This window comes from Paraburkholderia sp. BCC1885, from assembly GCF_900996235.1.
In the GTDB taxonomy this organism is placed as follows: Bacteria; Pseudomonadota; Gammaproteobacteria; order Burkholderiales; family Burkholderiaceae; genus Paraburkholderia.
In genome coordinates this window covers 499941-519064 of the sequence record NZ_CAAJGM010000208.1, presented here as the reverse complement: position 1 = coordinate 519064, position 19124 = coordinate 499941, and the positions used below count along the sequence as shown (strand labels likewise).

The 19124-nt window shown below is 64.6% G+C and carries 17 protein-coding genes; 5 read left to right on the top strand and 12 right to left on the bottom strand.

What is annotated here, in order from left to right:
* Positions 1–128: 128 nt before the first annotated feature.
* Entirely contained in the window at positions 129–1388 is a 1260-nt protein-coding gene (locus FQ755_RS20900; RefSeq protein WP_144156681.1) for an MFS transporter, read from the bottom strand.
* A 421-nt stretch (positions 1389–1809) separates the two neighbouring features.
* On the opposite strand from FQ755_RS20900, the gene FQ755_RS20895 reads away from it, so the two are divergent.
* Positions 1810–3480 carry a methyl-accepting chemotaxis protein gene (locus FQ755_RS20895; protein WP_144156680.1) on the top strand — a complete coding sequence of 557 codons (1671 nt, stop codon included), beginning with the start codon at positions 1810–1812 and terminating at the stop codon, positions 3478–3480.
* A 712-nt stretch (positions 3481–4192) separates the two neighbouring features.
* Here FQ755_RS20895 and FQ755_RS20890 read toward each other — a convergent pair.
* Genes FQ755_RS20890 through FQ755_RS20875 form a run of 4 tightly spaced genes read right to left on the bottom strand, consistent with a single transcriptional unit; the run spans position 4193 to position 9101 of the window.
* Positions 4193–5053: an HlyD family secretion protein gene (locus FQ755_RS20890; RefSeq protein WP_144156679.1), complete on the bottom strand. Its 861-nt coding sequence runs from the start codon at positions 5051–5053 to the stop codon at positions 4193–4195.
* Positions 5054–5066: 13 nt separating this feature from the next.
* Positions 5067–5267 carry a DUF1656 domain-containing protein gene (locus FQ755_RS20885; protein ID WP_144156678.1) on the bottom strand — a complete coding sequence of 67 codons (201 nt, stop codon included), beginning with the start codon at positions 5265–5267 and terminating at the stop codon, positions 5067–5069.
* On the bottom strand, positions 5257–7476 hold the full coding sequence (locus tag FQ755_RS20880) for an FUSC family protein (protein ID WP_144156677.1): 2220 nt from the start codon (positions 7474–7476) through the stop codon (positions 5257–5259). The genes FQ755_RS20885 and FQ755_RS20880 overlap by 11 nt, the downstream gene beginning before the upstream one ends.
* 14 nt (positions 7477–7490) lie before the next feature.
* The gene (locus tag FQ755_RS20875) at positions 7491–9101 is read right to left on the bottom strand and encodes an efflux transporter outer membrane subunit (protein WP_144156676.1); all 1611 of its coding nucleotides are present in this window, start codon (positions 9099–9101) and stop codon (positions 7491–7493) included.
* 156 nt (positions 9102–9257) lie between these two features.
* On the opposite strand from FQ755_RS20875, the gene FQ755_RS20870 reads away from it, so the two are divergent.
* Positions 9258–10196 (top strand): LysR family transcriptional regulator, encoded by a 939-nt coding sequence (locus tag FQ755_RS20870; RefSeq protein ID WP_144156675.1) that lies wholly within the window; start codon positions 9258–9260, stop codon positions 10194–10196.
* A gap of 204 nt (positions 10197–10400) precedes the next feature.
* Positions 10401–10556 carry a hypothetical protein gene (locus tag FQ755_RS37545; RefSeq protein WP_186308613.1) on the top strand — a complete coding sequence of 52 codons (156 nt, stop codon included), beginning with the start codon at positions 10401–10403 and terminating at the stop codon, positions 10554–10556.
* A 33-nt stretch (positions 10557–10589) separates the two neighbouring features.
* Here the strand turns inward: FQ755_RS37545 and FQ755_RS20865 are convergent, their stop codons facing one another.
* The 4 genes from FQ755_RS20865 to wrbA form a co-directional block, all read right to left on the bottom strand.
* Positions 10590–11411: a metallophosphoesterase gene (locus tag FQ755_RS20865; RefSeq protein ID WP_144156674.1), complete on the bottom strand. Its 822-nt coding sequence runs from the start codon at positions 11409–11411 to the stop codon at positions 10590–10592.
* A 30-nt stretch (positions 11412–11441) separates the two neighbouring features.
* Positions 11442–12905 carry an FAD-binding oxidoreductase gene (locus FQ755_RS20860; RefSeq protein WP_144156673.1) on the bottom strand — a complete coding sequence of 488 codons (1464 nt, stop codon included), beginning with the start codon at positions 12903–12905 and terminating at the stop codon, positions 11442–11444.
* 146 nt (positions 12906–13051) lie between these two features.
* A complete protein-coding gene (locus FQ755_RS20855; protein ID WP_144157087.1) occupies positions 13052–13486 on the bottom strand; it encodes a DUF2069 domain-containing protein in 435 nt (144 codons plus the stop codon).
* A gap of 2 nt (positions 13487–13488) precedes the next feature.
* On the bottom strand, positions 13489–14091 hold the full coding sequence (wrbA, locus tag FQ755_RS20850) for an NAD(P)H:quinone oxidoreductase (RefSeq protein WP_144156672.1): 603 nt from the start codon (positions 14089–14091) through the stop codon (positions 13489–13491).
* Positions 14092–14213: 122 nt separating this feature from the next.
* Between wrbA and FQ755_RS20845 the strand changes: the two genes are divergently transcribed.
* A complete protein-coding gene (locus tag FQ755_RS20845) occupies positions 14214–15515 on the top strand; it encodes a YihY family inner membrane protein (protein ID WP_186308619.1) in 1302 nt (433 codons plus the stop codon).
* 19 nt (positions 15516–15534) lie between these two features.
* On the opposite strand, the gene FQ755_RS20840 is transcribed toward FQ755_RS20845, so the two are convergent.
* The 3 genes from FQ755_RS20840 to FQ755_RS20830 all read right to left on the bottom strand — a co-directional run bounded on the left by FQ755_RS20840 (position 15535) and on the right by FQ755_RS20830 (position 18264).
* Positions 15535–15855 carry an Mpo1-like protein gene (locus tag FQ755_RS20840; protein ID WP_144156671.1) on the bottom strand — a complete coding sequence of 107 codons (321 nt, stop codon included), beginning with the start codon at positions 15853–15855 and terminating at the stop codon, positions 15535–15537.
* Positions 15856–16045: 190 nt separating this feature from the next.
* Entirely contained in the window at positions 16046–16903 is an 858-nt protein-coding gene (locus tag FQ755_RS20835) for an alpha/beta fold hydrolase (RefSeq protein ID WP_144156670.1), read from the bottom strand.
* On the bottom strand, positions 16900–18264 hold the full coding sequence (locus FQ755_RS20830) for an O-acetylhomoserine aminocarboxypropyltransferase (RefSeq protein WP_144156669.1): 1365 nt from the start codon (positions 18262–18264) through the stop codon (positions 16900–16902). Before FQ755_RS20830 ends, FQ755_RS20835 begins: the two co-directional genes overlap by 4 nt.
* A gap of 260 nt (positions 18265–18524) precedes the next feature.
* On the opposite strand from FQ755_RS20830, the gene FQ755_RS20825 reads away from it, so the two are divergent.
* Entirely contained in the window at positions 18525–18983 is a 459-nt protein-coding gene (locus FQ755_RS20825; protein WP_074300161.1) for a CBS domain-containing protein, read from the top strand.
* The last annotated feature ends 141 nt before the right edge of the window (positions 18984–19124 follow it).

Sequence of the window (19124 nt, the reverse complement as noted above, 5' to 3'; positions counted from 1 at the left end):
GAATGGGTAGGCTCCGCACAAGCATAGAGCAGGGCCGCCCGCGTGGACAACGCGGGTTCACCATAGGGGCGTCGTCAATGGAAAAAGGCGCCGCAGCGCCTTTTTCGTCACCCTCGCGTTTGGCTGGTTCAGGCTTTGGCGCGCTTGCCTTCGATATTCGGCAGGAACACCGTCAGCACGCCGATCAGCGGCAGGAACGAGCAGACCTTGTAGACGTAGGGGATGCTGGTCGCGTCCGCGAGCTGGCCGAGCACCGCCGCGCCGATCCCGCCGAGCCCGAACGCGAAGCCGAAGAAGAGCCCGGCCACCATCCCGACCTTGCCGGGAATCAGTTCCTGCGCGTAGACGAGGATTGCCGAGAAGGCCGAAGCCAGCACCACGCCGATCACCACCGTCAGCACGCCGGTCCAGAACAGATTGGCGTATGGCAGCAGCAGGGTGAACGGCGCGACGCCGAGGATCGACACCCAGATCACATACTTGCGGCCAATCCGGTCGCCGATCGGACCGCCGATGATGGTGCCGGCGGCCACCGCGGCGAGGAACACGAACAGATGGACCTGGGCGGCCTGCACCGGCAGATGGAACTTGTCGATCAGATAAAAGGTGAAATAGCTATTGATGCTGGCCAGATAGAAGTACTTGGAAAACACCAGCAGTACCAGCACGCCCATTGCAAACAGCACCTGGCTGCGCGACAGCGTCGCATGCCCGGCCTGGGCGCCCTTGGCCTTCTTGACGGCCGGATGACGCTTGTACCAGCGGCCGATCTGCGTCAGCACGAAGATTGCCACCAGCGCCGCCACCGACACCCACGCGATGCTGCGCTGGCCGTGCGGAATGATGATCAGCGCGGCGAGCAGCGGTCCGAGCGACGAACCGGCGTTGCCGCCCACCTGGAACAGCGACTGCGCGAGGCCGTGCTGACCGCCCGACGCCATCCGCGCGACCCGCGACGACTCCGGATGGAAAACCGACGAGCCGCAGCCGACCAGCGCCGCCGCCACCAGCAGAATGCCGAAACTCGGCGCCACCGACATCAGCAGCAGGCCGGCAAGCGTAAAGCCCATGCCGACAGGCAGCGAATACGGCTTCGGATGCTTGTCCGTATAAATGCCGATCAGCGGCTGCAGCAGCGACGCGGTGATCTGGTAGGTCAGCGTAATCAGGCCGATCTGCCCGAACGACAGCGCGAAATTGGCCTTCAGCATTGGATAAATGGCGAGGATCAGCGACTGGATCATGTCGTTGATCAGATGCGAGAAGCTGATCGCGCCGAGCACCGAGTAGACGGTGCGCTGAGCTTTGGCGGCGAGAGGCGGCGCCGAGGCACCGGCTGAGCTTGCCGCAGCGGCGGCCAGGGCGTTTTTGTCGAGGCTCGATTCCATACGCTTGAAAAAAGGAGAAAAAGGTGGTGAGAGCCGGATTTACCTGGTGCGGCATTTCGACACGGCGACCGGCGCTTTTTGCGTCTTTCACGAAGTGTAATGTGGCTCGCGTGAAATGTTCGGACAACTTTTGTCGCGAACCGGACATCAATTCGGCAAAAATAGGCACCTCGATGGGGCGCGTGGACATCTGTCTGTCATGTTTGCCGCGGCCCTGCAAATTGCCGCCACCGCCGCCGGGGCGAATTTTGACCGTGTATAAAACGCTCGCGGGGCGGGATTAAGAAGGTGAAGACGCACGGCGGGCGCGGCGTTGCGCGACGGCGGCATTAAAGATTGCGGTCGCGGATGCCGTAGACCCGGTGAGATAAAGAGCATTGCCGGTGCCAACCTTCCGGCAGGTCATACGTGGGGACCAAATATGAAAGCAGTATCGCTGGGTAGCCAGACTGGCGTGGGATTTGTGGCGAGCGGCGAGCCGGTAGGCGGCCCAACGCCGGCACACAGGCCGGTGGGGCGGCTCAAGGGTTTATCCGTCAAGGCTATGCTGCGGCTCGCCTTTGCCGTGCTGCTGGTCGGCACGCTGGCGATCGGGGTGTTTTCGCTGCTGCAGATCGGCCGCCTCAATGCATCCGCGCAATCCATTTACGACCAGGGCCACGTCGCCAGCCGGGCGGCGGAGGAGGCGCGCGGCTACGTGCTGCGGGCAAGCCGCGCGCAAAAGATGCTGCTGACGGCGACCACCGCCAAGGAGCGCGACGAACTCGGTTCGGACATCGACAAGGGTCTCGCCGGCATTTCCACCCAGATGGGCACGCTGCAAACCTATGTGGACACGTCGGACGCCGCCCAGGTCGAGCAGCAGAAGAAGTTCGCCGCCGCCGTGACGGCCTGGAGCGGCCACCTGCGCGATTTCGTGACGCTGGTGAAGGCGCAGCCGCTCGACCTCTCGCAGATGAACTGGCAGGTCGGCATGCAGGACGTGTCGTTGCTGGTGGAAACCGAAAAGCTCGAAAAGATGGTCGACGCGCTGGTCGAGCAGCGCAGCGTCGCCGCGAAGGCGACCATCGCGGCCTCGGCCTTCATTTACCACTCGTCGTTCGTGATGATCGCCGCGATGACGGTCGGGTTGATCGTGCTGGCGTTTGTCGTCAGCGAATCGGTGGTGCGGCGGCTCGCACGCCAGCTCGGCGGCGAGCCGGTGTATGCCAAGGAGATCGCGAGCCGGATCGCCGCCGGCGACCTGTCGAACCGGATTGCCCTGGCGCGTAACGATCATTCGAGCATGCTGGCGGCGCTGCACGACATGCAAAGCGGACTTTCGACGACGGTCTCCGACATTGCCGCGAGCGCCGATGCGATCGCGACGGCCTCGGGCGAGATTTCGATGGGCAACCTCGACCTGTCGCAGCGGACCGAGCAGCAGGCGATGGCGCTGGAACGCACGGCGAGCAGCATGGAGGAATTGACCTCGACCGTCCGGCAAAACGCCGACAACGCGAAGCAGGCGAGCACGCTAGCGAATAATGCCTCGGAGATCGCGGAGAAGGGCGGCGCGGTGGTGGGGCGCGTGGTGGCGACGATGAGCGAGATCAACGACAGCGCGAAGAGCATCGGCGACATCATCGGCGTGATTGAAGGGATCGCGTTTCAGACCAATATTCTGGCGCTGAACGCGGCCGTCGAAGCGGCGCGCGCGGGCGAAGAGGGGCGCGGCTTCTCGGTGGTGGCCGCGGAAGTGCGCAATCTGGCGCAACGCAGCGCGGCGGCGGCCAAGGAGATCAAGGGCTTGATCAGCGCATCGGTGGAGCGCGTAAGCAACGGCTCGACATTGGCGCAGGATGCCGGCCAGACGATGGACGAGGTGGTGAAAGCGGTGAAGCGCGTCACGGACATCATGGGAGAAATTTCGGCGGCGTCTGCCGAGCAGAGCTCGGGGATCGAGGAGATCAATCTCGCTGTGACGCAGATGGATGCAGGGACCCAGCAGAATGCCGCTTTGGTGGAGCAGGCTACGGCCGCTGCGCGGTCGCTGGATGATCAGGCTCAGGCTTTGAAGGTGATGGTGGGGAGGTTTAGGTTAAAGGTGTAGGGGGTTTTGCCTTGCGGGGCGCTTTGGTGGTTGTTCTGGCTGTTTTTGGCCTTTCCTTGCAGTCTTATTGGTTTGCCTGGGTTGCCCCTGTGCGGGGCGGCACTTACTTTCTTTGCCGCCGCAAAGAAAGTAAGCAAAGAAAGCGGGCTCACACCGCTAGTCGGTAGTGAGCCGTCCCGGTCTGCAACGGGAAACGGCCCAAAACGAGACGTGCCCTCGCGCCTCCAACTCCTAATGACACAGGGCTCATCCGTTCCGGCGTCGCGCTGCGCGCCCCGCCGTCGGGCATAACGGGTTCTTCGGCCGCCAACTTTTGTTCGTGGTCAAACTTCGTTAGTAGTTCGTATCAAATGGGTGGCCGGTGCTTTTGCGAATTTTGCCTGGCACCTTCTGCCCGCCGCGAACGAAGCCTGCAATCCGGCAGACCCATCCGCGGCACACGAAGTGTGCTCGCGGGATGAATGAGCCCCGTGTCACCAGGGCGGGGAAATGCGAGGGAAGGTCTCGTTTCGGACCACTCCGGCATCACATAAGAGGCGGACACCTACAGGCTGGCGGTTGGAAGCCCGCTTTCTTTGCTTACTTTCTTTGCGGCGGCAAAGAAAGTAAGTGCCGCCCCGCACAGGGGCATCGCAGGCAAACCAATAACACAGCAAGGAAAGGCCAAAACAGCCAGAAACACGACAACCAAAGCGCCCCGCAAGGCAAAAAATCACCCCCGCTTAACAATAACCGTACAAGTAGTCCCCGCCGACAACACCATCCCTTCAGGCACATGATCAATCTGAATCCGCACCGGCACCCGCTGTGCCAATCTCACCCAGTTAAAAGTGGGATTCACATCGGCCAGCAACTCGCGGCTCTGCGGATTATCCCGGTCATAGATGCCCCGTGAAATGCTTTCGACGTGGCCCTGCAGCACGCCGCCGCTCATGAGCCGCATTTCCGCCTTGTCACCGATATTGACGTGCGGCAACTTCGTCTCTTCGAAATAGCCATACACCCAGAACGAGTGGCTATCCACGATGGCGAGTTTCGCCGCGCCCGCTGTCGCGTAGTCGCCCTGGAATACGTTCAGGTTGGTCACGTAGCCATCCACCGGTGACACTACTCGCGTGCGCGCCAGATTCAGTTTCGCCGCGTCGAGCGCCGCCTGCGCCTGCTCATAGCCCGCTTCCGCCGCCGACGCCGTATGCGTCGCGTTTTCCTGGCTTTCCCTCGACACCACCTGGCTGTCCATGTCCGCGCGGCGTTGCGCGTCGTCGCGGCGCATTTGCAGCTCGGCCTTGCGTGCCGCCACGGCTGCTTGCGCCTGCTCCACGGCGATCTGATAGTGCGAAGGATCGATCTGCATCAGCAGGTCGCCTTTTTTCACCAGCTGGTTGTCGTGTACCGGCAATTCGACGACCGCGCCCGAGACGTCCGGCGCGATGTTGACGACGTCCGCGCGCACGCGTCCGTCGCGGGTCCACGGCTCGTCCATGTAGTGAACCCACAAGGCGCGGCCAATCAGCAGCGCGACAATGAACACGATAGCTGTCGCGACGAAACCCAGAATATTTCGGATGGTCATGATTCGACTCTGATCAACGATAAACGGCGAGACCCAGCACGCCGCACACACACACGAGCAGGCTGGCCCGGAACAGGTTGGGATGCCACACCACGCGATACAGACCCGTGTACGCAATCGCACGGTCCAGCAGCCAGGTCAGCGCAGCGCCGGCCATGAACAGCAGCACGATGGCCGGCACATACGCATCAAGCACAGCAACTTCACGTGGCATGGCGAACTCCTTCTGGCGCTTCGCTCCGTTTGTCCACCAGCGGTCCTAGCGGCGATTGCGGATCGAGCAGCGCGGTACGAATGAAATGCAGATGACTCAAAATACGTTGCAATTGATGGCGCTCCTCACGCGGCGGTGTGAACGCGGTCAGCACATGCTGGACGGCGGCGGTTGCTATGGACGTCGCGGACAATGCGGCTGCCATGCGTGCTGCGTCCGGCTGGTCGAATAACGCCGCTACCGCATTGCGCGTCTTGCGTTCGGCGTCGCGCCACGCGGTATTGGCGGCGTAACGTGGCTCGGCGGGCAGCGTCGTCACCTCGCGGCGCAAATCGAGTACCGCGTTGCCCACTTCCAGTACCGCGAACAGCCAGCGAAACGTGTCGTGCTGAAATTCGGTTTCGCCGGCGGCGAGGGCGTTGATCTGGAACACCAGGTCGCGCGCGCCGCTTTCGAAGCGCGCACGCAGCCGCGTGAGGGGCGTCAGTCGCGCTTGACAGGTTGTCACCACCGCGCGGCGCAGGTCGATCAGCAGACGGTTGCGCAGCCAGGGTGTCGAGGGCGGCAACATGGTTGCGCATACCACGGATGTCACCAGCATCGACAGCACGATCGCCATTGCGTCGTTCATGAACGCAGTGGGGTCGTAGTGGAGCAGGTTGTCGGGGCCTGCGAGGGTGCAGAAAAACACGCAATAGCCGAAGCCGTAGCCAAGCAGTTTGGGACGCGTCGTCATGAATACGCCGAGGCCGAGACAGGGCGTCAGCACGGCACAGAGCAGCGGAAAGCCGTCGATGTGCGGATACACGCCGAACGTCAACACCAGCCCGACGATCGACGCCAGCGCCGTGCCCATCCCCATATGAAAAGCCATGCGCGCCGGATACGGCGACGACGACGCCAGCGCGCACACCGCCGCGCCCGTCAGCACCAGCGAGACGCCGCTCGGCCATGCCGTTGCGATCCACACGGCGCCCAGCAGAGCCACCACGAAGGCCGCGCGCAGCCCGCCGATGGCCGCCGCCAGCGCGTTGGTTTTCGGCGTGTAGCGTTCGACCCAGCGTTCGCGTTCGTGCGTGTCCACAGCCAGCGACGCATACGTGGCGGCGTAGGCGTGCAGATCGTCGATGAAGCGGTACAGCAGTTCCGAGGCGGTATCGAAGTCGAGCATCCGCACGGCGGACTCGGTGCGCGCTTCCAGTTCGGCGCGCGTCGCGCGCACGCGCTGTGGCAATTCGGCTTTGTACGCGGCGAGTTGCGCGGCGGCCTGCGCGGCATCCGCTGCGGTTAAAACCGGCTCGCCCGACTTGTGCAGCAGCGGCGCGATCTCCTTGAAATACGGCTCGAACGCGTCGATCACCGTGGTGGCCTGCGCATCGTGCAGGCGGTTCAGCAACTGATGCAGCGCGTGAAAACGCGTCGCGGCAGTCATGAATTCGCTGTTCAGGCGCGAGAGCCGGCCGCTTCGCATCCGCGAGTCGGGGCTTTCGAATACGGCGACGCTGCGGGTCGTCTCGAAGCCGACGATGTCCGCGACGAAGCGCGCATTGGTGGCCTCGATCTGCGCGCGGTCGATGCGCCCCGCGAGCGTCGCCGAGACATATTCCACGAAGCCGCTGAAGCGCGCCCGCACGGTCGTGCGCATCTGCTCGCCGACGTGCTGCGGAAACAGCAGCGCGCTAACGGCGCCCGAGCAGACGATGCCGAGCGTGATCTCGGCCACCCGCGTCAATGCCGACATATAGGCGCCATCGGGATTCTGCGAGGCCGGAATGCCGATTAGCGCCGCCGTGTAGCCGGCCAGCACGAAGCCATACGAACGGAAGTTGCGGTTGCGCGCGGAGCCGGCAGTGCAGATGCCGACCCAGATTGCCGTGGCGAGAATAAATAGTTCGGGCTGCTGAGAAAACAGGCTGATGAACACCAGCATCACGACGAGCCCGACCAGCGTGCCGCAGATCCGGTAGAAACTTTTGGCAAGCACGCGGCCGCTTTGTTGCGTCATCAGAATGAACACGGTGGTCATCGCCGTGCGCGGCTGCGGCAGGTCGAGCTTCATGGCGATGCCGAGCGCGAGAAACGCGGCGGTCAACGCCTTGAAGACGTAGATCCACGCGAGGCCGTCGGTGCGCGCCCAGTCGGCGGCGGCTGCGTAGAGCGCCGCAAAGCCGAGCGGTTCGCGTGGAGCGGAGGAGGGATTGGCGGACATGAGCGGTTCCGGGTTTATCGCACTGCAGCCGGTGAGGCGGAAGCGCCGCCGCCCGTCGCCGCAAGCGCCGCTGCGCTGCCGGTGCCGTCGCCCTTGTCCTTGTCCTTGTCCTTGTCCTTGTCCTTGCTGTTGCCCTTGACCTTGCCGTGCGCGGGTAGTGTCGCATCCGGCTGCGGGCTATCCGCCGGCTCGGCGAGGCCGCCGCCGAGCGCCGTCATCAGCGAGGCGTGGGCGCCCAGCTGCTGCGCCTCGACGCGTGCCACGCCTTCCTGCGCGCGCAGCAGCTGGTTCTGAGCGACCAGCACGTTCAGGTAATCCGTCAGACCGCGCCGGTAGCCTTCCTTCGAAAGATCGTAGTTCTTGCGCGCCGCCGCCACCGAGCGCTCGGCGTCGTTTTCCTGGGTCTGAAGCGAGCGGATTCGCACTACCTGGTCGGCCACGTCCTTCAGCGCGCTGACGATGGCCTGGTTGTACTGTTCGACCGCTACGTCGTAGCCCGCATCCGCGACGCCCAGTTCCGAGCGCAGCCGTCCGCCGTCGAAAATCGGCAGGGACATGGCCGGCCCGGCCGTCCACGCGCCGTTCGCCGCACGCAGGAACTGGAACAACGGGCCCGCCGCGGCCTCGCCGCCTAGTGACGCCAGCAGGTTGATGTCCGGATAGAAGTTGGCCTTGGCGACGTCGATGCCACGTGCCTGCGCCGCCACGGTCCAGCGTGCCGCGACGATGTCGGGCCGGTGGCCAAGCAGTTCCGCGGGCAACGCCGAAGGCAGGCCGGCAGGCGCGTTCAGCGCCAGCGTCGGCCGGGTGATCGGGTCGCCCGCGCCCGGTCCCTTGCCGGCCAGCGCCGCCAACTGGTTGCGGCCGAGCGCAATCTGCTCTTCGAGCGCGTCGATCTGGCGTTCGTATTCGGGTACCGGCGTTTCAGCCTGGCTCACTTCGAGTTGCGTGCCGAGGCCGCCTTTCAGACGGCGGGTGGCGAGATCGACGATCTGCTGTTGCTGGGCGAGCGTGGCATGGGCGATATCGAGCAGCGCGTAATTCAACGACAGGCCGATATACGCGCGCACCACGTTCGCTTCGAGTTCGAGTTGCGCGGCGCGGGCGTCGGCGGCGCTGGCGTGGGCGGCGTCGAGCGCGCGTTCGGCAGCGTTCTTGTCTTTGCCCCACAGGTCGAGGTGATAGGACAGGCCGATCGCGCCGGTGTTGTCCCAGGTGTTGGCGTCGGACAGCGGGCCCGGGCCGTAGTAGACGTTATCCGGCCAGTGCTGGCGCTCGAGCGACAGACTGCCGTTGACCTGCGGCGCCAACGCCGCGCGCGCGACCCCGGCCATCGACTGTGCTTCGCGCACCCGCGCCTGCGCCACCGCGAGCGTCGGATTACCGGCTTCGGCCAACTCGATCCATGCGTTGAGTTGCGGATCGTGATAGGCGCGCCACCAGTCGGCGGCGGGCCATTGCGCCTCGGTGTCGGCGGCACGGATGGCGGCGCCGGCGTCCAGCGTCGAGGGCGTGGTTTGACGGTCTTGCGGGGCGAGGCCTCCGGTACTGGAGCATCCGGCGATTGTTAGTGAGATCGTAAGAACCGCGAGTGCGGCGACCCCTTTTTGTACCGGAGACTGCACGATTTCCCCCTTAATTGACTAAAGAATCCTGTGCGTTATTATATTTTTCGATCGATTCCCGAATAACCCGTAAAGATGCAAGGCATTTTTACGGATGCTGAGACAATCGCTCTTACGAAACGTGTAACAATCGCCCCTGTCCCAATAAGGATATGTATGGATACGCTTCAAAACATGCGCGTATTTGTCCGAGTCGTCGAAGCAGGCAGTTTCACCGGTGCCGCGCAGCACCTGAACACCACCACCGCGTATGCCTCGCGCGCGGTTTCGGATCTCGAAGCGCATCTGCGGACGCGCCTGCTGAATCGCACCACGCGCCGCATCGCCCTCACCGAGGCCGGCGAGCGCTATCTGCAGCGCTGCGAGCAGATTCTCGCTTACGTGGATCAGGCGGAAGCCGAGGCGAGCGACGCTCACGCCCGACCCTCCGGCAAGCTCAAGGTCCACGCCATGACGAGTTTTGGTCAGCACTACGTGGTGCCGGCCGTCAGGCGTTATCAGCAGCGCTATCCGGAGGTGCATATTGAATTGACGCTGGCGCAGCGCGTACCCGACCTGCTGGACGAGGGCTACGACGTGGCGCTCGTGATGGCGCAGGATCTGCCGGATTCGGGGCTGGTGTCGCAGCGTCTCGGCAGCACCTTCAGCATTGTCTGCGCGTCGCCGGCGTACCTCGAACGTAACGGCGTGCCGCAGGCGCCGTCGGACCTGAGCCGCTATACCTGCCTGCAGATGGTGACGCCGGTGTTCCCGACCGACGAATGGACGTTCGACGGCCCTAACGGCCAGGAAACCCATCTGCTCGGCGCGGCGACCTTCCAGGTGAACGTGGCCGAAGCGCTGGCGGTGGGCGTGCGTGAGGGAATGGGGCTCGGGCTTCTGCCGGTCTATTCGGCCATGAACGGCCTGCGTAGCGGCGAACTGGTATGGGTGATGCCGGAATACACGTCGCAGGAGATGAATCTGTATGCGCTGTATCCGTCGCGCCAGTATCTCGACGCGAAGATCCGCACCTGGGTCGAATTCCTGCGCGACGAATTGCCGGCGACGCTGGCCGCGAATCAGGCGGAGTTGCGCAAGTTTGCGCGCACCTGAGGCTGCGTGAAATGCCGCGTGCTTTGGTTGACAGCCGTGACGGCGCGCGCATGACATGCTGTTACACAAGCGCGGCACCGCAACATTTCCTTACTTCTCACGCCGATTTGATTTGGTAACGTTGGGTCAACGCGCCGGCAGACGCAAGGCACAAGCAGTGTGGCAGCCGGCAGGAACTGACTTAACTGGAATCAAGAGGCACTCATGGATACGCATCTGTTGATCGGCGTGGTGGTTATGCTGGGACTGATCGGAATTGCCGCGTCGCGCGATCTCCTGCGCAACCTGCGAGCACAACCGCAACTGATCCCGATTCGCGCCGAGCGCCGCGACGCAGCGGGCTATACGCGCCGCCGCTGAGATTCGCGCGGTTGCACGTAGGCCTCACGGCAGCTAGATCTCGACGATCTTGTCCCAGGCGAACTGCGGATTTTCACGTTGCCCCGTGCGCCGGTCGAAGTGGCCGCGCGGATTGCACACCACGCGGGTGCCGTCCACCGTGTAGTCGAAGGCGCTGTGGGTATGGCCGTGAATCCATAGCGCGACGGGCTGGCGCACCAGCGTCGGCAGATGGTTGACGAAGCCTGCTGAGGCGCGGTCGTCTGCGTAACGCCCGGCGAGACTCAGCCGATGCGGCGCGTGATGCGTGACGACGATCGTTTTACCCCCGAACGGTTTGGCCAATTCGCTCTCGAGCCATGCGCGGGCTTTTGCGTGCAGGGCCAACGTATCGGCCGGGGTGAAATCGCGGGCTGCGGAGGCGTGGGTGTTGCCGAAGGCGCCATGTGGCCATGTTACCTGGATCAGACCGCGAAAATCCGCCATGGAGCGCTGGGCAGCGGCAATCGATGCCGTCACCGCTTCGTCGTCCGCGCCGTACAGCGTGAAGTCGGTCCACAAGGTGGTGCCGAGCACGCGCCACTTGCCGGCCGGGTCGACCAGCGCCTTATTGTTCAACACATGCACGTTGTCCACCGACGCCGCCGCGTCGTGCATGGCCGCTTCCAGCGCGCCGAACTCGCCCTCGTAGTATTCGTGATTGCCCGGCACGTAGACGACCGGCGTGGCGCCGTCGAAGGTTTCCGCGGCCCAGCGCGGGCCGGCTGCGTGATTGTGGATATCGCCGGCCAGCACGATCAGATCCGCGTGCGCGTGCGGCACCACGTCCGGCTCGTCGGATTCCAGATGCAGGTCGGACAACACACGAATTTTCACGAACGATACCTCTGCGGTGGGCGGATGCCTTTAGCGTAGCACCTTGCCGGGATTCATCAGATTCAGCGGATCGAGCGCGTGTTTGAGGGCGCGCATCAACTGCACTTCGACGTCGGATTTGTAGTGCATCGCTTCGTCGATCTTCAACTGGCCGAGGCCGTGTTCCGCGCTGATGCTGCCGCGATGCTGGTGCACGCTGTCGTAGACGATCTTGTTGATCGGGCTCTGGAATTCCGCGAGAAACGCTTTCGCTTCGATGCCTTCGGGGGCCTGCACGTTGTAGTGCAGATTGCCGTCGCCGAGGTGGCCAAAGGTAACCATCCGCGCGCCGGGAACGGCTTCACTGATAGCGGCGTCGGTGGCTTCGATGAAGTGGCCGATGCGCGAGATCGGCACGGCGATATCGTGCTTGATATTGAGGCCCTCCTGGGCCTGGGCAAGCGGAATGTGCTCGCGCAGACTCCAGAATGCCTGCGACTGCGTGAGATTTTCCGCGACCACCGCGTCTTCCACGAGACCATTCTCGAGGGCGGTTTCCATCAAGCGTTCGAACAGGGCGCGGCCATGCTGTTCGCTTTCGCTATCCGACAGTTCCAGCAGCACGACTTGTCCGTGCGGTTCGGCAAACGGGTAGCGCATCTGCGGAAAATGGCGTCCGACGAGGCGCAGACAGAAATCCGACATCAGTTCGAAGCCGGTCAGGAGCGGCCCGGCGAAACGTTGCGCGAGCGCGAGAAAATCGAGCGCGGCATGCGGCGAGGCGAGAGCGGCAAGCGCGGTGACGTGCGCCGCCGGCTGCGGATGGAGCTTCAACACGGCGGCGGTGATGATGCCGAGCGTGCCCTCGGCGCCAATGAACAGATCGCGCAGGTCGTAGCCGGTGTTGTCCTTGCGCAAGCCGCGCAGGCCATCCCACAACTCGCCTTGCGCGGTGACCACTTCGAGGCCAAGGCACAATTCGCGTGTGTTGCCGTAGCGCAAGACGCCGGTGCCGCCCGCGTTGGTGGCGAGATTGCCGCCGATCGTGCAACTGCCTTCCGCGGCGAGACTCAGCGGGAACAGGCGGCCGGCCTGTTCGGCGTGCGCCTGGACCTCGGCGAGGATCACGCCGGCCTCGACGGTGATGGTGTTGTTGTGTGGGTCGATGTCGCGGATGCGGTTCAGGCGCCGCAGGCTCAGGACGGCTTGCGAGCCGGTCGTGTCCGGCGTGGCGCCGCCGGCGAGCCCGGTGTTGCCGCCTTGCGGCACCAGCGCGATGCGATGTTCGACCGCCAGCTTGACCAGCGCGGCGACCTCGGCGGGCGTCGCCGGACACAGCACGGCGCAAGCAGCGCCGGCGTAGCGGCGGCGCCAGTCGGTGAGATAGGGGGCGGTGTCGTGCGGACCGGTGAGGACGTGCGGCGCGCCGATCGCCTTGCGGCAGGCGCCGATGAAGACGGTGACGGCTTCTGCCGAAGCGGTTTGACGTGCCGGTTGGGAAGCGTGATCGGTCATGATGGTCGGTCAATGAAGTGAGGCATGAGGCATGAGGCATGAGACGCGGGCGGCCGCCTGGGGTTACAGCGTGTTGCTGTTCTGGCGCAGTGCGGCAGCGATGCGGCATTCATTCAATTGTGAGCGCATCGCGGCCGCTCATGCCTTTACGCGGCCCGTTTCGCGCGCCGCGCCGCCCGCTTGAACGGAGCGACATAAGCCAGCGCGCAGACGAAGAACGCCAGCGCGAGCGCGGTCTCGAGCCAGCCGAGTTGCGCGGACAAGCCACGGTCGCTCATGCCGCGCACGATGCCTTCGGCGAAATATAAAAGGATCAGCATCGACGCCCATTGCAGCGTATAGAGCCGCCGACGCAGCACGCCGGGCAGGGCGAGCAGCAAAGGCACGGCTTTGAGGACGAGCGCCGTGCCGCCGGGCCGCAGCGGCGCGAGCCACCATTCCCAGGCGACCGTGAGCACGATCAGCGCGATGAGCGAGGCCGCCGCGCCGAGCGCGGCGCCGGGACGGCGCGTGACCGGCGCTGGAGACGCTGTAGGCGCGGCCTCTTCCGCCGTGCTCTGCCGCGGATCGTCCTCTGGCACGCTCACGGCCGTTCGCTCATGGCCGCGGCCGTGCGCGCGACGCGCGCGCCGAGCGCGACGGCGAGCGTTTTCTCATCAGCGGAAATGCCATGCTCCGCCGAGCCGGCCCGCGCAAAATGCGACGCTCCATACGGCGTGCCGCCGGTCAGCGTGGTGGTCAGCGTGCTTTCGGTGTAGGGGATGCCCACGATCAGCATGCCGTGATGCAAAAGCGGCAGCATCATCGACAACAGCGTCGATTCCTGGCCGCCGTGCAGGCTGCCGGTGGACGTGAACACGCAGGCCGGCTTGCCCGCCAGCGCGCCGGAAAGCCATTGCGGTGTGGTGCCGTCGAGAAAGTATTTGAGTGCGGCGGCCATATTGCCGAAGCGGGTCGGGGAGCCGAGCGCCAGGCCGGCGCATTCTTCCAGATCGCGCAACTCGACGTATGGCGGCCCTTCCGAAGGAATGTCGGGCTGGGTGGCCTCGCAGACCGTGGAGACGGCCGGCACGGTGCGCAGGCGCGCCTGCATGCCAGGAACACTGTCGACGCCGTGCGCGATCGCCAGCGCGAGTTCCCGCGTGGCGCCGTAGCGGCTGTAATAGAGCACGAGAATGTCTTTCATAGGCCTCATCGGATGAACGGGTATTATAGGGGCTGGGTCCACGGCACAGGCGGCTCTCCGGCATTCCGGCGCCTGCCGTGGATGGTTCATGCAGGCGAAGGAGGTGGGGTTTGTTGTCCAGAATGCGTTTCGACCTCGATACGCTCAAACGCCTCGCGCAATTCGCCGCGAAGCGCAGCAGCGAAGATCGCATTCCGCAGGTGGCCGGCAGTCTGACGTTCACCACCATGCTGTCGCTCGTGCCGCTGGCGACGGTGGCGTTCGCGCTGTTCACCGCATTCCCGATCTTCGGTTCGTTTCAGATGTCGTTGCAGGGTTTTCTCGCCGACCATCTGATGCCCGCGCAGATCAACGACCAGATCTTCAAGTACCTGAACCAGTTCGCCTCGAAGGCCAAGGGCCTGACGACGATGGGCATGATCGTGCTGTTCGTCACCTCGGTGATGACCATGATGACGATCGAATCCGCCTTCAACGTGATCTGGCGCGTGCGCAAGCCGCGTCCGCTGGCGCAGCGCGTGCTGGTCTACTGGGCAATCATCACGCTCGGACCTATTTTGATTGGCGTCAGCCTGTCGCTGTCCTCCTATCTGTTCACGCGTTCGATGGCGTTTAGCGCCGCGCAGCACATTACGCCCGTCATCGATTGGGCGCTGACGGGCGCGGTACTGCCGCTCACGGCGCTCGCCTTCACGATGCTTTACGTCTATCTGCCCAACTGCCGGGTGGAGTGGCGCGACGCGGTGGTGGGCGGTTTGGGCGCCGCCATTGCGTTCGAACTCGCCAAGCGCGGCTTCGGCTATTACATCCGGCGGGTGCCGACCTATACGGCCGTGTATGGCGCCTTCGCCACCGTGCCGATGTTCCTGCTATGGATGTACCTGAGCTGGTTCATCGCGCTGGCCGGCGCGATGGTGGCCTCGGCGCTGCCGGCAATCCGCATTGGCCAGTTTCACCGGCCGCAGTTTGCGGGCAGCGACCTGTTCGATTCACTCGAAATGCTCGCGCGGCTCTCCGAAGCGCGCGACGCGGGCAAGCGCGGCTATACGCTGCAGGATCTCGCGCGCATGCTTCGCCGCGACATGGATACGACCACCTACCTGCTGGAGAAACTGGAGGAGATCGAGTGGATTGCGCGCCTGAACGAGGACGGCAAACGTCCGCATTTTCTGCTGCTGGCGAATCCGGCCCAGGTGACGGTGGCACGGCTCTTTGATCTGTTTGTGATCGATCGCGCGGAACTCGAATATCAGCTCAATCTGGAATCGACCCGGGTCGACGGCGCGAGCTTGCTGGCGGCGCTCCAGAACGACAAGCTGAACGTCTCGCTGGCCACGCTGCTCGCCGCGCGCGCTTCGGCGCGTGCCGCGCGGGCGGCGCAAGCCGAAGAGCGCAATTCGGCGATGCCGCATCAGACGGCTTGAATGACCGCCGGCCGATCCGCTACAGCGAAATCTTTCCCGTGCAGATGTCCTTGAACATTACCCAGTCGCCCATCAGGCTATAGATGGGATGCCGGAAGGTGGCGGGGCGGTTCTTCTCGAAGAAGAAATGCCCGATCCACGCGCACCCATAACCGCTGACAAGCGCGGCTGGCAGCCAGAGCCAGTCGCCGGTGGCGAGCGCCATGGCCAGACAGCCGATCACGCCGAGCGAGCCGACAAAATGCAGCCGCCGTGAGACCACATTGCGATGCTCCGCGAGGTAGAAGGGATAGAACTCCGCGAAGCTCGCGAAGTGATCGGTATGAGCGGTTTGAGCCATCACGGCCTCCGTTTCGCTGCTTTCTTTAAGCCTTTCCCCCGCCATGCCCGGTCAGACGGCACAACGGCCCGGCAACGCAATGTGCGCCTGGAACCGGGCAGGCTTGAGCCATTGTGCGGCCATCGTCCGATGCGCGCAACCTGGCCATTCGGCCAATGGCGCGCGCTCGCAAACGCCGTTATCGTTGCGGCTAGGGAAGTGACGCAGGCGAGGCGGATCGCGCAGATTGCACCACGCCCGAGGCGAAGCCGAATAGCGCGTCGAGCGTCGCGTCCGGCTGCTCTGTCATCAGCGCATGGCCGGAATCGAGCGTGATCGTGTCCACGTGTGGGCTGGCCTGCGCGAGTGCCTGGGCAAGCGCTTGCGCGGCGCGCGGCGGCGTCATGGCGTCGCGCTTTCCGACGATCAGCCGCACCGGGCAGCGGATCTCGGCGGCGCGCACGAGGCCGTCTGCGTAAGCGTTGCAGGCTGCGAAGTCGGTGTGGAACAGGCCGGGTTCGCCGGTGGTGGAAACGCGCTCCATCAGCCGCTGGTTCATGCCGTGCAGCCAGAAGCCCGGCCCTGGGCAGGAAGGCTTGGCGGCCAGCGTCGAATGCGACCACTGGTTGACCATCGCAATGGCTTGCGGCTCGCGGTTAAGCGCGGCGTCCAGCAGGGCGTCGGAGACGGCCATGGGTACGGCGGTGGCGAGCAGCGCCAGCGCACTTGCGCGCTGTGGGTAGCGCGCGGCGAAATCGAGCGCGACGAGTGAGCCCATGCTATGGCCGATCACGCAGGCCTGCGCCACGCCGGTGGCGTCCAGCAGGTCGGCCAGCCAGTCGGCCATGGCGCCGATCCGGTCGAGTGCCGGGCCGGCGCTGCGATGGTGGCCGGGCAGGTCGACCGCCAGCACGCCGAAACCGTGATGCGCGAAGTAGCGGGTTTGCAGCGCCCAGACGCTATGGTCGTGCTCCGCGCCGTGGATGAAGACAGCGGTCGGCAGGCCGGCATCGAACGGCTTGCCGCCGGTGTAGACGTAGGTGGGCTTGTTCTGGAGGCTCAGGATCATGCCGGCTCCCCGGGCGTGCCGCCCTGGCTGGAATTGCCGGCCTCGGCCTTGGGTTTAGGGGCGCTGCCGCCGCCCGTGGTCTTTTGCGCGGCCTTCAGCGCGCGCTTGAGGTCGTCGATCAGATCGTCCGGGTCTTCGAGGCCGATGGACAGGCGGATCGTGCCTTCCGCGATGCCGGCGGCGGCGAGCGCGGCGGCATCCATGCGGAAGTGCGTGGTGGAGGCGGGGTGGATCACGAGCGAACGGGCGTCGCCGACGTTCGCCAGATGCGAGAACAGTGCGAGCGCCTCGATGAAGCGCCGTCCGGCGGCGCGGTCGCCGCGCAGATTGAAGCTGAACACGGCGCCGGCGCCGCGCGGCAGCAGGCGTTTCGCCAGCGCGTGATCCGGGTGCGAGGGCAGTTCCGGATAGGCGACGGATTCGACCGCCGCATGGGCCGCGAGAAATTCGACCACTTTGCGCGTGTTCGAGACGTGGCGGTCCATGCGCAGCGGCAGCGTCTCGATGCCCTGCAGCAGTTGCCAGGCGGCTTGCGGATGCAGGCACGCGCCGAAATCGCGCAGGCCTTCGCGGCGGGCGCGCAGCAGGAACGGCGCGACCGTGCTTTCTTCGGCGAACACCATACCGTGGAAACCCTCGTAAGGTTCGGTGAATTCGGGAAAGCGCCCTGAGGCCTCAAAGTCGAAGGTGCCGCCGTCGACCAGCACGCCGCCGATGGTCGTGCCGTGACCGCCGAGGAACTTGGTCGCCGAGTGGTACACGAAGTCGGCGCCGTGCTCAAAGGGCTTGAGCAGATAGGGCGTGGTGAAAGTGGAATCGACCAGCAGCGGCACGCGGTGGCCATGCGCGATCCCGGCGACGGCGGCGATATCCAGCACGTCGAGGCCCGGATTGCCGAGTGTCTCGCCGAACAGGAGCCGGGTGTTCGGGCGCAGCGCAGCGCGCCAGCCGTCCAGATCGCCGGGCCTGACGAAGGTGGTTTCGATGCCGAAGCGGCGCAGTGTGTAGTTCAGCAGATTGTGCGAGCCGCCATACAGAGCGCCCGAGGCGACGATGTGAGAATTGGCGCCCATCAGCGTGGCGATCGCCAGATGCAGCGCGGCCTGGCCGCTGGCCGTGCCGATTGCGCCCGCGCCGTTTTCCAGCGCGGCGACACGCTCCTCGAAGACGGCGACGGTCGGGTTCGAGGTGCGCGAATACACGTGACCGGCGCGTTCCATGTTGAACAGGGCGGCTGCGTGATCGGTGTCGCGAAACGAGAACGAGGTGGTCTGGTAGATCGGCGTGGCGCGTGCGCCGGTGGCGGGATCGGGGGCTGCGCCTGCATGCAGCGCAAGCGTATCGAAACGGTTGGCGGACATCCTGGACGGCGGGGCCACGGGCGGCTCCGCGAAGGGTGAAAGTGGGGGCATCGTATCACCGGGGCGGCTGGTTTCAAGCCCGGTTTTCCCCATGCGGCGGCCTGCCGCGTCTGTATTGCGTCGGTGGGCGGCCCGCTTTCCTTTTACGGGCCTTTCCGCTAGGATCGAAAATCAGTCATGTATTAACGGCTTTTGCAACTATCGTGCATGGGTCTGGAGTTGGCGCCCGGCGCTCACTCTGGTCGACAAAGGAGACAATCATGCGAGTCAGCGACATTCTCAAGGTCAAGGGCAACACCCTTTTTACCGTCACGCCGGATACGCCGCTGCTCGACGCAGTCAATGCCATGGCAGAGCATGATATCGGCTCGCTGGTGGTCATGGAGTACGGCGATCTGGTCGGCATGCTGACGTTCCGTGAAATCATTCTCACGCTCAGCAAACACCACGGCAGCGTGGGCACGGCCACGATCCGCAAAGTCATGGACGATCACCCGCTTACCTGCACGCCGGAAACGGACGTGAACGAGGTGCGTCGCATGATGCTCGAGCATCACGTGCGCTATCTGCCGGTCATGGAAAGCCGCACCCTGATGGGTGTGATCTCGTTTTACGACGTCGCCAAGGCAGTGGTCGAAGAGCAGGGTTTCGAAAACCGCATGCTCAAGGCCTATATCCGCGATTGGCCGGAAGAGCAGGAACCGCAACAGGCGCGCTAGTCGGCCCGTCCGGGCTGGCCGCAAAAGCGGCTCGGCCAACGGGCGGGGCGTGACGTGGCTTTCCACGATGCCGCTGGCTGGAATCGTCCGGTGCCGGCCAGCGTTAGCGGCTCCGGCCATCAAGTTGCCACAAGCCTGAGG

Excerpts from the sequence above, each read along its gene's own strand:
- FQ755_RS37545 (WP_186308613.1), top strand. The coding sequence starts at position 10,401 with ATGGATACGCATCTGTTGATCGGCGTGGTGGTTATGCTGGGACTGATC.
- wrbA (WP_144156672.1), bottom strand. The coding sequence starts at position 14,091 with ATGAAAGACATTCTCGTGCTCTATTACAGCCGCTACGGCGCCACGCGG.
- FQ755_RS20870 (WP_144156675.1), top strand. The coding sequence starts at position 9,258 with ATGGATACGCTTCAAAACATGCGCGTATTTGTCCGAGTCGTCGAAGCA.
- FQ755_RS20900 (WP_144156681.1), bottom strand. The coding sequence starts at position 1,388 with ATGGAATCGAGCCTCGACAAAAACGCCCTGGCCGCCGCTGCGGCAAGC.
- FQ755_RS20840 (WP_144156671.1), bottom strand. The coding sequence starts at position 15,855 with ATGGCTCAAACCGCTCATACCGATCACTTCGCGAGCTTCGCGGAGTTC.
- FQ755_RS20880 (WP_144156677.1), bottom strand. The coding sequence starts at position 7,476 with ATGTCCGCCAATCCCTCCTCCGCTCCACGCGAACCGCTCGGCTTTGCG.
- FQ755_RS20825 (WP_074300161.1), top strand. The coding sequence starts at position 18,525 with ATGCGAGTCAGCGACATTCTCAAGGTCAAGGGCAACACCCTTTTTACC.
- FQ755_RS20860 (WP_144156673.1), bottom strand. The coding sequence starts at position 12,905 with ATGACCGATCACGCTTCCCAACCGGCACGTCAAACCGCTTCGGCAGAA.
- FQ755_RS20835 (WP_144156670.1), bottom strand. The coding sequence starts at position 16,903 with ATGATCCTGAGCCTCCAGAACAAGCCCACCTACGTCTACACCGGCGGC.
- FQ755_RS20885 (WP_144156678.1), bottom strand. The coding sequence starts at position 5,267 with ATGCCACGTGAAGTTGCTGTGCTTGATGCGTATGTGCCGGCCATCGTG.
- FQ755_RS20890 (WP_144156679.1), bottom strand. The coding sequence starts at position 5,053 with ATGACCATCCGAAATATTCTGGGTTTCGTCGCGACAGCTATCGTGTTC.
- FQ755_RS20830 (WP_144156669.1), bottom strand. The coding sequence starts at position 18,264 with ATGTCCGCCAACCGTTTCGATACGCTTGCGCTGCATGCAGGCGCAGCC.
- FQ755_RS20845 (WP_186308619.1), top strand. The coding sequence starts at position 14,214 with ATGCGTTTCGACCTCGATACGCTCAAACGCCTCGCGCAATTCGCCGCG.
- FQ755_RS20895 (WP_144156680.1), top strand. The coding sequence starts at position 1,810 with ATGAAAGCAGTATCGCTGGGTAGCCAGACTGGCGTGGGATTTGTGGCG.